The organism is Streptococcus sp. 151470009-6, from assembly GCF_053628175.1.
On the sequence record NZ_JBSEZF010000001.1, the window covers coordinates 109,313 to 122,945 of the forward strand.

The following is a 13,633-nucleotide window of genomic DNA, read 5'->3' on the forward strand; positions in this document are numbered from 1 at the left end:
ATGCGCCTTACTAGCTTCAGAAATAAAAAAACATCGTTTTTATTTCTTTCGAGTCGAAACCGTAGAGGATAGGATTTTTATCAGTACTTTGTAACTCTATAACAATATTTTTTTAAGGGGGGACATTTTTATGTCAGAACGTAAATTATTCACGTCTGAATCTGTATCTGAGGGGCATCCAGATAAGATTGCAGACCAAATTTCAGATGCGATTTTGGATGCTATTTTAGCAGAGGATCCAGAAGCGCACGTTGCTGCTGAGACAGCTGTATACACTGGATCTGTCCACGTTTTTGGTGAAATTTCGACAAATGCCTATGTGGATATTAACCGTGTGGTTCGTGATACCATTGCAGAGATTGGCTATACCAATACCGAGTATGGTTTTTCTGCGGAGACAGTGGGAGTTCATCCTTCACTTGTTGAGCAGTCACCAGATATTGCTCAAGGTGTGAACGAAGCCTTGGAAGTTCGTGGGAATGCAGATCAAGATCCGCTCGACTTGATTGGAGCTGGAGACCAAGGTCTCATGTTTGGATTTGCAGTAGATGAGACAGAGGAACTCATGCCATTACCAATTTCACTTAGTCACAAACTGGTTCGTCGTTTGGCGGAACTTCGTAAATCTGGTGAAATCAGCTATCTTCGCCCAGATGCTAAATCACAAGTTACTGTTGAGTATGATGAAAATGACCGTCCAGTGCGCGTGGACACAGTCGTGATTTCAACTCAGCACGATCCAGATGTCAGCAATGAACAAATTCACAATGATGTGATTAGCAAGGTTATTAAAGAGGTGATCCCAGCTTCTTACTTGGATGAGCAAACAAAATTTTTCATCAACCCAACTGGTCGCTTTGTCATCGGTGGACCTCAAGGAGACTCCGGTTTGACTGGTCGTAAGATTATCGTGGATACTTATGGTGGCTACTCTCGTCACGGTGGTGGTGCCTTCTCTGGTAAGGATGCGACTAAGGTTGACCGCTCAGCCTCATATGCAGCTCGTTATATTGCTAAAAATATCGTTGCAGCAGGTCTTGCCAAGAAAGCAGAAGTTCAATTGGCCTACGCTATTGGTGTTGCGCAGCCTGTTTCTGTCCGTATCGATACCTTCGGTACAGGAACAGTAGCTGAAAGCAAGCTTGAGAAAGCAGCCCGTCAAATCTTTGACCTTCGCCCTGCAGGAATTATCCAAATGTTGGACCTCAAACGTCCAATTTACCGTCAAACAGCGGCTTATGGACACATGGGACGTACAGATATTGACCTTCCTTGGGAACGTTTAGACAAGGTAGATGCTTTGAAAGAAGCTGTAAAATAAAAATAAAAGATTGGTAGAAACTACCAATCTTTTTTTGCAAAAGAAAACCAGCTTTTGGCTGGCTTTCTTATTTTGTAGGAATAGAAATTTCAATCAATTTATCTGAATAAAGCGTCTTGATATTAGCTTCATCGATATTATCTTTATCGATTTTGCGTTTCATGAAGAAATCTTGGATGGTTTCGATTTCCGGTTCACGAATAGCGCGGTGTTTGTTGGAAATGAGGATTTCATAGTGAAGAGGAGCTTGAGTGAAAATCACATCTGTGTTTCCAGCTGAATAGACTTCAACAAGCGTTGCGTCAGTGCTTTCTAATTGGCTTTTAACAAGTTGCGAGTGTGAATTAGTCGTGTTGATAAGCTTCATAATAGTTCCTCCGATTTTCTAACTCTATTATAGCACTTTTTGGAAAAAATCGTGTATTTTAGCCAATTCCATGCTGGATTTTCCAAGCTTCAATTCCCCATTTGTGGCTACCACGTTTGAGTTTTTCTATTGCCTCATCAATAGGAAACCAAGCAATATGATTAAAGTCTTCTATAGGTTTTTGTACTTCTTCAAAAGAAATGGCTTCGTAGAGATAAGCTGGATTGTAGTAGTAGGTGTCACGGTGGCGAGAGTAGAAATACTCATCAGCTTGTCCGTAATAGGTCCCGATTTCAGCAGTAAAACCTAGTTCTTCGATGAGTTCTCTCTTCAGTGCTTCTTGATGGTTTTCTCCCTCTTCAATCTCTCCGCCTGGCAAGAACCAAGCCCCATTGGGAGCTTGAACTAAAACGATTTGTTTTTTTTCAGGATCAGGAATAACTGCGTACACACCATAGCGGGGCTGGTAGGTCACATTCTCTTTTTTTTCACCAAAAGTTGGGTTTGCCATTGAACTGTCCTCATTCTCTAGTATCTTTATTATTATCATAATGGACGAGGGGGCGAGCTGTCAAGAATTTACAGTTATTTTAGTAAAAAAGGTGCAGAAATTGTTAGATTTCCTGCACCTGTTAGATCGTTTTATTCTTCTTTTTCAGAAGCAATCTCTTCTGTTTTCTCAGTTTTTTTGGCAGATTTGATTTGAATCTTGCCATTGCTTGTCATAACTGCCTTGATGTCTTTTTCACTTGGATTTTCAAGGTAGTAGTCTGTGATAGCATCCTCGATATAGTCTTGAATGGTACGACGGAGTGGACGCGCCCCCATTTTTGGATCATAACCTAGGTCAACCAACTTTTCCTTGACTTTGTCCGTTACATCGAGGTGGATATTGTTGCTAGAGAGCCGTTTGTTAACATCTGCTAGCATGAGTTCGACGATTTGGAGAAGGTTGTCCTTACTGAGAGGTTTAAATTCGATGATGCCGTCAAAACGGTTCATAAACTCTGGACTAAAGAAGTTGCCGAGTTCACCGAGAACAGAGTTGGTTCGCCCTTCACGAGCGGCTCCAAAACCTACGCTGGCTTCGGCTTTACCAGTTCCAGCATTTGAGGTCATGATAATGATGGCATCCTTAAAGCTAACTGTCCGTCCTTGCCCATCTGTCAAACGACCATCGTCCAATACTTGAAGGAACATGTGCATGACATCAGGATGGGCTTTCTCGACCTCATCGAGAAGGATGAGAGAGTAGGGATTACGACGAACTTTTTCTGTTAATTGACCAGCTTCATCGTAGCCGACATAGCCTGGAGGGGCTCCGACCAATTTAGCCACGCTGTGTTTTTCCATGTATTCACTCATATCAAAGCGAATCATGCTGTCAGCAGAACCAAAGAGTTCAATGGCTAGTTGTTTAGAGAGTTCTGTCTTACCGACACCAGTTGGTCCGACAAAGAGGAAACTTCCGATTGGGCGGTTGGGAGTTCCAAGTCCAACACGATTACGACGGATGGCTTTGGCAATCTTATCGACAGCCTCGTCTTGTCCGATAACATGGGACTTGAGGTCTTCTGCTAGATGGATGAGTTGAGACTGTTCTTTTTCTTTTAGCTCCCCAACAGGGATATTGGTTTTCTGCTCAATGATATGCTCAATGGTTTTCTCGCTAATGATAGGAGTATCCTGATCGGTCACCTTGTTCTTCTGCATTTCCTTGTACTTGGCAATCTGATCACGGAAGTATGCAGCTTTTTCAAAGTCTTCCTCTCGTGTAGCTTGAGCCTTGAGATTCTCAGCCTCAATTAAACGCTGGTCGATCACTTTGGGATCAACAAAGTTCAGGGTCAGATTCATCTTTGAACCAGCTTCGTCCAAAAGGTCAATAGCCTTGTCAGGTAAGAAGCGGTCTTGAATGTAACGATTGGACAGATTAGCGGCTGCCTCGATAGCAGCATCAGTATACTTGACGTGATGGTAGTCTTCGTATTTCTTTTGAACCCCTTTAAGGATGATAATGGTTTCTTCGACAGTTGGTTCGTCTACCTTGACAGGCTGCATACGGCGCTCGAGAGCAGCATCTTTTTCAATGATGCGGTATTCATTGAGAGTAGTAGCACCGACCAATTGCAATTCACCACGGGCAAGGGCAGGTTTGAGGATATTTCCTGCATCCATATTGCCATCGCCAGCAGATCCTGCGCCGACAATTTCATGGATTTCATCGATAAAGAGAATGATGTCCTCGCGTTTGCGAATTTCTTCCATGAGCTTTTGCATACGTTCTTCAAATTGGCCTCGAATCCCTGTTCCTTGAACTAGACTGACCACATCCAAACGGATGACTTGCTTGCCCTGGAGTTTATGGGGAACATCACCATCAACGATTTTTTGAGCTAGACCTTCAACAACGGCTGTTTTACCAACACCTGGTTCACCGATAAGGACAGGATTGTTTTTGGTTCGACGGTTGAGGATTTCGATAACACGGATTATTTCTTCGTCTCGACCGATAACAGGGTCAATATCTCCTCGACGGGCAATCTCAGTAACATTGATCCCATACTCTTCTAAAAGACCTTTCTCTTGACTTGGAGGCGGTGTTTGAATGGGTCCGCGATTTTGAGGTCCGTAGCCACCATTACCCCCATATCCTCCACCTGATTGAGTTGGAGGGACATTATTAGAAGAGGGTCTGAAATTGTTCAAATCATTGAAAAAGTCTCCAAAAGGATCAAAGTCACGATTGTTTAGGTCAGTCATTCCTTTAAAGAGGGTATTGTTTGGGTCCGTTTTGATAATTTTATAGCAATTTTGACAGAGATCAATTTGTTTTTGCTGTCCATTGAGATTGGTATAAAGATGAATTGTTGAGTCGTTAATTTTACAGTTTTGACAGAGCATACATCTACCTCATTTCATTCTTACCCTTGGCCTGATAAAAGGTCAAAAATAGTCAAAGTTTTTATATTCTCATTATAGCATGATTAAGGTGTAAAGCAAGTAAAAAGATTGGGCTAGGGAGATTTCTAGAGAAAGTTCTCTAAGAAAATCTCTGTTACTGATGGTAAGAAAAAATCCTATTTGTAGGGACAAAAAGGATTCTCGTTCATCAGTCAGGTTTCCCCACTGTTATTCTATTAGTAAAGGAGTTCGTAGATCTCCATTGCAATCAAGTCAATGCTATCAAAGGTATAGGTTTCACGTGCTTCAACATCGCGAAGGGTGAAGAGTGATCCATTTTCTTCGTCATAGCTGTAAGCAACTTCTGCAACAACAACTCCTTCACGTTCAAAATTACGTTTAAGATTTCCGCCATCTTTTGTCATAGCTTCTAGGCGGTTGATGATTCTAACCAAATGTGATTCCATTATGATTCTCCTCCATTTCTTATCGTTACTATTTTACCATAAACCACGGGGACTTGACTAGAAAAAACTAAGATTTCTCGCTATTTCTCTTCTGCATAAAATTATTGGTGAAAATCAGTGAAAAAATATTGAATTTTAATTCAAAACATGTTATAATCATACAATCTGATATTTAGAAAGCTGAGTTTATATGAATTTTTCCTTTTTACCAAAGTATTTACCTTATTTTAATTATGGTGCTCTTATCACGGTAGTGATTTCAATTCTGGTAGTCTTTATCGGTACCATTCTAGGTGTCTTATTGGCCTTTGCTCAACGTTCACGTTTTAAACCTCTTGTCTGGTTTGCAAATGTCTATGTATGGATTTTCCGAGGAACACCGATGATGGTGCAAATTATGATTGCTTTTGCCCTCATGCATATCGATGCGCCTACTATTCAAGTAGGGATTCTAGGTGTGGACCTTTCTCGTTTGATTCCAGGTATTCTGATTATCTCGATGAACAGTGGTGCTTATGTGTCTGAAACCGTTCGTGCAGGGATCAATGCAGTTCCTAAAGGGCAGTTGGAGGCGGCTTATTCCTTGGGTATTCGTCCTAAAAATGCTATGCGTTATGTTATTTTACCACAGGCAATTAAGAATATTTTGCCAGCATTGGGAAATGAATTTATTACCATTATCAAGGATAGTTCGCTTTTGTCAGCGATTGGGGTGATGGAGTTGTGGAATGGTGCAACGACAGTAGCGACAACAACTTATTTACCCTTGACTCCTCTTTTATTTGCAGCCTTTTATTACTTGATTATGACTTCTATTTTGACAGTGGCTTTGAAAGCATTTGAAAATTACATTGGACAAGGAGACAAAAAATAATGACAGAAACCTTGATGAAAATTGAAGGCTTGCATAAGTCTTTTGGGAAAAACGAAGTCTTGAAAGGGATTGACCTTGAGATCAAAAGAGGGGAAGTCGTGGTGATTATTGGTCCGTCGGGTAGCGGAAAATCAACCCTCCTTCGTTCGATGAATCTTCTCGAAGAAGCGAGTAAGGGAAAGGTTATCTTTGAAGGGGTTGATATCACAGATAAGAAAAATGACCTTTTTGCTATGCGTGAAAAGATGGGCATGGTATTCCAACAATTCAACCTCTTTCCCAATATGACAGTGATGGAAAATATCACTTTGTCACCAATTAAAACCAAAGGTGAAAGCAAGGAAGTTGCGGAGAAGAGAGCACTGGAACTATTAGAAAAAGTTGGCTTGCCAGATAAGGCAAAGGCCTATCCGCAGAGTTTGTCAGGTGGGCAACAACAACGGATTGCCATCGCACGTGGACTGGCAATGGAACCAGATGTTTTGCTCTTTGATGAGCCGACTTCAGCCCTAGACCCTGAGATGGTTGGAGAAGTTCTAGCTGTGATGCAAGACCTTGCCAAGTCAGGGATGACCATGGTGATTGTGACGCATGAAATGGGCTTTGCGCGTGAGGTAGCAGACCGTGTTATCTTTATGGCGGATGGGGTTGTTGTCGAAGATGGAAGGCCAGAGGAGGTTTTTGACCAAACCCAAGAACAACGGACCAAGGATTTTTTGAGTAAGGTTTTGTAAGACCTCATTTTTAGAAGAAGTGGAGTGAAAATCATGGCTTCCAGTAAGGAATATTTAGCTTTTATTCTCGAACAGCTATCAGAGCTAGAGGAGATAAGTTATCGCCCAATGATGGGAGAGTATATCATTTATTATCGTGGGAAAATCATTGGTGGAATCTATGATAATCGTTTGTTACTGAAGCCTGTGAAGGTGGTCATGGATCAATTGGAACAAACTAGGCTTGAACGACCTTATGAAGGAGCCAAAGAGATGATTTTACTAGAAGACCTTGAAGATAAGTCATTTCTAGCGGGACTGATCAGGGATATGTATGAAGTCTTACCGGCTCCAAAAGTTAAAAAGAAAGCATGACAGATTTACCTAATATCAATAGGCACTAAAAGCTCGACAAGAGCTTTTTCTTATAGTTTCAAACTATAAGGTCTATTAGTCAGGAAGTGTTAGAATGGCAAGGTGTTTTTTGATATAATAGAGGATATTTGACAGAAAAGAGAAGTGATATGACACAGATTATTGATGGAAAGGCTCTTGCCGCTAAGTTACAAGGACAGTTGGCTGAAAAGACTGCCAAACTAAAGGAAGTAACAGGTTTAGTTCCAGGCTTGGTGGTGATTTTGGTTGGGGACAATCCAGCCAGCCAAGTCTACGTTCGCAACAAGGAACGGTCAGCTCTTGCTGCAGGATTCCATAGTGAAGTAGTGCGAGTTCCTGAAACCATTACACAAGAAGAATTGTTAGACTTGATTGCCAAATACAATCAAGATCCAGCTTGGCATGGGATTTTGGTCCAGTTGCCTTTACCTAAACATATTGACGAAGAGGCTGTTTTGTTTGCCATTGATCCAGAAAAGGATGTGGATGGTTTTCATCCGCTAAACATGGGGCGTCTATGGTCAGGGCATCCAGTTATGATTCCTTCAACTCCTGCTGGGATTATGGAAATGTTTCATGAGTATGGGATTGAGCTGGAAGGAAAAAATGCGGTCGTGATTGGTCGTTCGAATATCGTTGGAAAGCCGATGGCCCAGCTTCTTTTAGACAAGAATGCGACTGTTACTCTAACTCATTCCCGTACAAAAGATCTAGCTCAAGTAGCATCGCAAGCGGATATTCTTGTCGTAGCTATCGGTCGCGCCAAGTTTGTGACTGCTGACTTTGTCAAACCAGGTGCAGTTGTCATTGATGTAGGGATGAACCGAGATGAAAATGGCAAGCTTTGTGGAGATGTTGACTATGATGCCGTTGCACCACTTGCCAACCACATCACGCCAGTACCTGGTGGAGTTGGTCCAATGACCATTACCATGCTGATGGAGCAGACCTATCAAGCAACCCTTCGTACACTGAACAAGGATTAGGAAGATGAAATTCGTATTTGATCTGGATGGGACGCTGTCTTTTGACTATATGACCATAGATGAGGAGATTCAGCAGGTTCTTTTAAAGGCTGAAGATTATGGGCATGAGGTTGTGTTTGCCTCAGCTCGATCTTATCGGGATTGCCTGGGTTTATTAGGTTCAGAACTCAGTCAGCGCTTGGTCATAGGGTTGAATGGAGGCGTAGCCTATTATCTGGGGAAAGTCATCTATGAGAAAAATCTCGATGCTAGAGTTTATCAGGCGCTAGTGGATTATTGCCAGACCTATAATCTCCCTTTCTTTGCAGATGATTGCTTTGACTATAGTGGTCAGATTTTGGAAAAGATTCCATTTATCTCTAGTGTGGATCCCCTAAAGGTAGCTCGTCATCAGAAACTCGAGGACTTGGGGACTCCGATTAAGGTAGTCGTTTATATGGGAGACCATGAGGATTTGCTTGATGACCTGCTTGGACAGCTAGAAAGACTGGGGCAGGCTCATCTGTCCTATCATGCGCATGAAAAGTGCCTTTATGTCAATCCCTTAGACACTCATAAGGCGACAACTGTTGAAAAGTTGTGTGGAGAGAACTTTATTGCTTTTGGCAATGACCAAAACGATATTGAATTGTTTAAGACGTCGCTCTATTCTGTCCAGATTGGAGATTTTGCTGGTCTTAGTCCATATGCAGATGACACGTTAGAGCTAAAAGGAGCTCCTTCTCCAGCAGTAGCAGCTAAAATCTTACAGACCTTTGCGGAATTTAAGAGAAAATAGTGTAAAAGGAGGTTTGCCCCTCCTTTTATAGTATAATGGAGTGAGAGGAAAATAACGATGAAAGTGATTGATCAAACTTTATTAGAAAAAGTCATTATTGAACGGCCTTGTCACAGCCATAAAGGAGATTACGGGCGCCTGCTCTTGCTGGGAGGGACCTATCCTTATGGGGGAGCTATCATCATGTCAGCCATTGCAGCTGTCAAAAGTGGGGCAGGGTTGGTGACTGTTGGCACGGATAAGGAGAATATCACAGCCCTGCACAGCCATTTACCTGAGACCATGGCTTTTTCTCTAAAGGACAAAGCATTACTAAAAGAACAGTTGGAAAAGGCAGAAGTTGTCTTGTTAGGTCCGGGTTTGCGAGAGGATGCATTCGGAGAAGAACTTGTAAAACGGGTTTTTGATAAGCTCAGAAATGACCAGATTTTGATTATTGATGGTGGTGCTTTGGGTATCTTAGCAAAAGGTCATTTGCCATTCCCATCTAGTCAGCTCATCCTAACTCCCCACCAAAAGGAATGGGAAAGACTGTCTGGTATAGTTCTTGACCATCAAAATACTGAGACGACAGCTAGGGCTCTTTCATCTTTTCCTCAAGGAACGATTCTAGTCGAGAAGGGTCCAGCGACTCGTATCTGGCAAGCTGGCAAACCTGAATACTATCAACTGGAGGTTGGAGGCCCCTATCAAGCAACTGGTGGGATGGGAGATACTTTGGCTGGGATGATTGCAGGTTTTGCAGGTCAGTTTCCACATGTCAATCTCTATGAACGCGTAGTAGTAGCGACCCATCTGCACTCAGCTATTGCCCAAGAACTAGCTCAAGAACACTATCTTGTCTTGCCAACAGAAATTAGCAAGACACTTCCGAAAAAAATGAAAAAAATATCTCAAAAAGGCGGCTAATTCCTTGGTTGTCTTTTTGTATTGATGTAACTATCCTGTTAAGTTTTTCAAATACCTCAGAACCAGCAAGCAACTGCTGAACTTGCGAGAAATTCTCACTTTTAAGGTCTTGATTTTTAATCGAACTCGAAAGTGAAACAAGATTGTTATCAAAGTTGAGGGGTGTCAAATCATGCTTTTTTTGATATAATTTTTAATGATGAATGCGAGAAATAATCGGTATGTGGTCGTTGATTTAGAGGCGACCAGCACCGGAAGCAAGGCAAAAATTATTCAAGTAGGCATTGTGGTGATTGAGAATGGCGAAATCGTCGATCAGTATGCGACTGACGTCAATCCCCATGAACCCTTGGATTCTCATATCAAAGAATTAACAGGTCTGACCGATCAGCGTTTGGCTGCAGCACCAGAATTTTCTCAGGTGGCTGGAAAAATTTTTGAATTGGTTAAGGACGGTGTTTTTGTTGCGCACAATGTACAATTTGATGCCAACCTCCTTGCAGAATTTCTTTTTTTTGAAGGCTATGAATTGCGCACACCGCGGGTGGATACAGTTGAGCTTGCCCAAGTTTTGTATCCTCAGTTTGAAAAGTATAACTTAGGTATCCTTTGTCAAGAGTTGGGCATTGAGCTGGAACATGCCCATACTGCCCTGTCAGATGCTCAGGCAACAGCTGAACTCTTGCTTTACATGCGTCAAAAGCTTTTTGAGCTACCTAAAGGGCTTTTAGAAAGCTTGTTAAACCTTTCAGATAACCTTCTCTATGAAAGCTATCTGGTGATTGAGGAGGTCTATCAGCAACAATCTCTCCTGTCCTCTCCGGAATTGATAGAACTACATGGGCTTTTCCTCAGAAAGGAAAGTCAAGCCTTAGTACCACGAAAGTTATCCAAAGATTTTGCTAAAAACATTTCCTTATTGGGCTTGGAGGAGCGTCCGCAACAGCTGGATTTTGCGGAGAAGATTGAGCACTTATTAGAAGATTACCAGACTTCTTTTATCCAAGCTCAAACGGGATTGGGTAAGACATACGGCTATCTCCTCCCAGCTTTGAATTTGGAGGGTGAAGCTGGAATTTTAGTGAGCGTTCCGACCAAAATTCTTCAAAATCAAATCATGCAAGAAGAAGGTCAGCGTTTAAAAGAGGTTTTTCATCTGGAGATTCATAGTCTCAAGGGGCCTCAAAATTATTTAAAACTGGATGCCTTTCACAGAGTTCTCCATCGATCTGAGTCCAATCGTCTTTTCACACGCTTTAAAATGCAACTGCTCATCTGGCTAACGGAGACAGTGACTGGTGACTTGGACGAAATCGGGCAGCTTTATCGCTATCAGCACTTTCTGCCAGAACTAGTCCACGATGGCAAGCTTTCAAAGAAAAGTTTATTTGCTACAGAGGATTTTTGGAAACGAGGGCAGGAAAAGGCCAAGACCAGTCGCGTTCTCTTGACCAATCATGCCTATCTGGTCACTCGTTTGGAAGACAATCCAGAGTTTGTCGACAACCGTTTGGTGATCTTGGATGAAGCTCAAAAAATGCTGCTAGCCCTTGAAAATCTAGCCCAGCAGGCTTATCGCCTTGAGGATCTTGTAACTCAAATTGAAAAGTCCTTGGAGACAGAGGAAGATCTGATTCAGAAACGTTTGCTTGAGAGTATAGGTTTTGAATGTCGTTACTTGATGGAGCAGTATCAGTCAGGACTTAAGAATGGAAAGTGGTTGGATTCTCTCGAACAGTTGCACCAACATTTTTCGGAGTTAGCTCTCCCGGAGTATAGAGAGATTGCAAACTTTTTTACGTCGGACCGTGAATTTTGGCTTGCTCCAGCAGAGAAATCGAGCAAGGATGTCTTGATTTGTTCAAGCAAAAACGGTCGCTTTATACTAGCAGATTTATTGCCAGAAGATTGTAGGCTCCTAGGAGTATCTGCCACTCTTGAAATCAGCAATCGGGTTTCCTTAGCAGATTTACTGGGATTTCCAGATGCTCCACTTGTTAGGCTTGATGTAGCAAAGCAGGACCAACAAGAAGTCTATCTAATTGATGACTTTCCTCTCGTTACCGAAGTTTCGCCTTTTGACTATGCGAGTGAAGTGGCTTCTGTCATTCGAAGGTTACAAGCCTTTCAAGAACCCTTATTAGTTTTGTTTACCTCAAAAGAGATGTTGCTGGCAGTTTCAGATTTGCTCGACCAACCCCATCTAGCTCAGTATAAAAATGGGGAACCAAGCCAACTGAAAAAACGTTTTGAAAAAGGCGAACGCCAGATCTTGCTCGGAACCGGGAGTTTCTGGGAAGGAGTTGACTTTTCAACCCATCCATTTGTACTCCAAGTGATTCCGAGATTGCCTTTCCAAAATCCCCAAGAACCGTTAACCAAAAAATTAAACCAAGAACTGCGCCAAGAAGGGAAAAATCCTTTCTATGATTATCAGTTGCCAATGGCGATCATTCGGCTAAAACAAGCCTTAGGTCGTACTGTTAGACGGCCTGACCAAGGTTCGGTTGCTGTAATTCTAGACAGTCGTGTCGTCAGCAAGCGCTATGGCAAACAAATCGCCCAAACCTTGTCAAAAGAAAGAATAGTTCGGGTTCTTGCTAGAGAACAGCTAGGGTCTGCAGTAGCAGATATTCTCCAATCCCGACGCAATAGAATGAAAGAAAAATCCAAGAAAGAGAAAAGGTAAAAAATATGAAACGTTCCTTCGACTCTCGAGTCGACTATAGCCTCCTTCTACCAGTATTTTGTCTACTGGTGATTGGAGTAGTGGCTATTTATATCGCAGTTAGCCATGACTATCCAAATAATGTACTTCCAATTCTAGGTCAACAAATCGCTTGGATTGCTTTAGGGCTTGTTATTGGCTTTGTCGTCATGTTATTCAATACCGAGTTTTTATGGAAGGTGACTCCCTATCTTTATGGTCTAGGGCTAGCTTTGATGGTCCTCCCTCTTGTTTTCTACAACCCAAATCTTGTAGCGTCAACAGGTGCCAAGAACTGGGTATCAATCGGTGGAACGACACTCTTTCAGCCATCGGAGTTCATGAAGATTTCCTATATCTTGATGTTGGCTCGAGTCATTGTACAATTCACTCAAAAGCACAAGGAGTGGCGCCGAACCATCCCTTTGGATTTCCTGCTGATTATTTGGATGATTGGCTTTACTATTCCAGTACTGGTTCTTTTAGCCCTACAAAGTGACTTAGGGACTGCCTTGGTCTTTGTAGCTATTTTTGCAGGAATGGTGCTCCTTTCAGGCGTTTCGTGGAAGATTATCATTCCAGTTTTTGTTACGGGAGTGACTGCAGTAGGAGGCTTCCTAGCGATTTTTATCAGTAAAGATGGACGTGCTTTCTTGCACCAGATTGGGATGCCGACCTACCAGATTAACCGTATTTTAGCTTGGCTCAAGCCCTTTGACTTCGCGCAAACAACAACTTACCAACAGGCGCAAGGGCAAATTGCTATTGGAAGTGGTGGCTTGTTTGGACAAGGTTTCAATGTGTCCAATCTCCTCATTCCAGTACGTGAGAGTGATATGATTTTCACAGTGATTGCGGAAGATTTTGGCTTCATAGGATCAGTCTTTGTCATTGCTTTGTACTTACTTCTTATCTATCGGATGTTGAAGATTACGCTCAGATCAAATAACCAGTTCTATACCTATATTTCGACTGGCTTTATCATGATGCTGCTCTTCCATATCTTTGAAAATATTGGCGCTGTGACAGGCTTGCTTCCTCTGACTGGGATACCTTTACCTTTCATCTCTCAAGGGGGTTCCGCTATTATTAGTAACCTCATCGGAGTCGGTCTTCTCTTGTCTATGAGTTACCAGACCAATCTAGCAGAAGAAAAGAGTGGGAAAGTTCCGTTCAAACGAAAAAAAGTTATCTTAAAACAAATCAAATAA

At 42.2% G+C, this 13,633-nt stretch carries 13 protein-coding genes; 9 read left to right on the forward strand and 4 right to left on the reverse strand.

The features are described from left to right. The first annotated feature begins 130 nt into the window (after positions 1-130). Positions 131-1,321: a methionine adenosyltransferase gene (gene metK / locus ACUW6H_RS00555; protein ID WP_000003908.1), complete on the forward strand. Its 1,191-nt coding sequence runs from the start codon at positions 131-133 to the stop codon at positions 1,319-1,321. 67 nt (positions 1,322-1,388) lie between these two features. Here metK and ACUW6H_RS00560 read toward each other — a convergent pair whose 3' ends face one another. From ACUW6H_RS00560 to ACUW6H_RS00575, 4 genes are all read right to left on the reverse strand, one after another. After that, positions 1,389-1,688 (reverse strand): DUF1827 family protein, encoded by a 300-nt coding sequence (locus tag ACUW6H_RS00560; RefSeq protein ID WP_000767191.1) that lies wholly within the window; start codon positions 1,686-1,688, stop codon positions 1,389-1,391. A 58-nt stretch (positions 1,689-1,746) separates the two neighbouring features. Further along, a complete protein-coding gene (locus ACUW6H_RS00565; protein ID WP_454359245.1) occupies positions 1,747-2,199 on the reverse strand; it encodes an NUDIX hydrolase in 453 nt (150 codons plus the stop codon). A 131-nt stretch (positions 2,200-2,330) separates the two neighbouring features. After that, entirely contained in the window at positions 2,331-4,592 is a 2,262-nt protein-coding gene (locus ACUW6H_RS00570) for an AAA family ATPase (RefSeq protein ID WP_454359247.1), read from the reverse strand. A gap of 236 nt (positions 4,593-4,828) precedes the next feature. Then, positions 4,829-5,059, reverse strand: coding sequence for a DUF1797 family protein (locus tag ACUW6H_RS00575; RefSeq protein WP_000443579.1), 231 nt, complete (start codon positions 5,057-5,059; stop codon positions 4,829-4,831). 190 nt (positions 5,060-5,249) lie between these two features. On the opposite strand from ACUW6H_RS00575, the gene ACUW6H_RS00580 reads away from it, so the two are divergent. From ACUW6H_RS00580 to ACUW6H_RS00615, 8 genes are all read left to right on the forward strand, one after another. Then, positions 5,250-5,933, forward strand: coding sequence for an amino acid ABC transporter permease (locus ACUW6H_RS00580; protein ID WP_454359249.1), 684 nt, complete (start codon positions 5,250-5,252; stop codon positions 5,931-5,933). Beyond that, positions 5,933-6,667 carry an amino acid ABC transporter ATP-binding protein gene (locus ACUW6H_RS00585; protein ID WP_454359251.1) on the forward strand — a complete coding sequence of 245 codons (735 nt, stop codon included), beginning with the start codon at positions 5,933-5,935 and terminating at the stop codon, positions 6,665-6,667. Before ACUW6H_RS00580 ends, ACUW6H_RS00585 begins: the two co-directional genes overlap by 1 nt. 33 nt (positions 6,668-6,700) lie before the next feature. After that, positions 6,701-7,021, forward strand: a complete 321-nt coding sequence (locus ACUW6H_RS00590; protein ID WP_454359253.1) for a TfoX/Sxy family protein — start codon at positions 6,701-6,703, stop codon at positions 7,019-7,021. Positions 7,022-7,170: 149 nt separating this feature from the next. Next, positions 7,171-8,028, forward strand: a complete 858-nt coding sequence (locus ACUW6H_RS00595) for a bifunctional methylenetetrahydrofolate dehydrogenase/methenyltetrahydrofolate cyclohydrolase (protein WP_454359255.1) — start codon at positions 7,171-7,173, stop codon at positions 8,026-8,028. A 4-nt stretch (positions 8,029-8,032) separates the two neighbouring features. Continuing rightward, positions 8,033-8,806 carry an HAD hydrolase family protein gene (locus ACUW6H_RS00600; protein ID WP_454359257.1) on the forward strand — a complete coding sequence of 258 codons (774 nt, stop codon included), beginning with the start codon at positions 8,033-8,035 and terminating at the stop codon, positions 8,804-8,806. 57 nt (positions 8,807-8,863) lie between these two features. Then, entirely contained in the window at positions 8,864-9,715 is an 852-nt protein-coding gene (locus tag ACUW6H_RS00605) for an NAD(P)H-hydrate dehydratase (RefSeq protein WP_096407795.1), read from the forward strand. Between the two features lie 199 nt (positions 9,716-9,914). Continuing rightward, on the forward strand, positions 9,915-12,404 hold the full coding sequence (locus tag ACUW6H_RS00610) for a bifunctional DnaQ family exonuclease/ATP-dependent helicase (protein ID WP_454361257.1): 2,490 nt from the start codon (positions 9,915-9,917) through the stop codon (positions 12,402-12,404). 5 nt (positions 12,405-12,409) lie between these two features. Beyond that, positions 12,410-13,633, forward strand: coding sequence for an FtsW/RodA/SpoVE family cell cycle protein (locus tag ACUW6H_RS00615; RefSeq protein WP_454359260.1), 1,224 nt, complete (start codon positions 12,410-12,412; stop codon positions 13,631-13,633).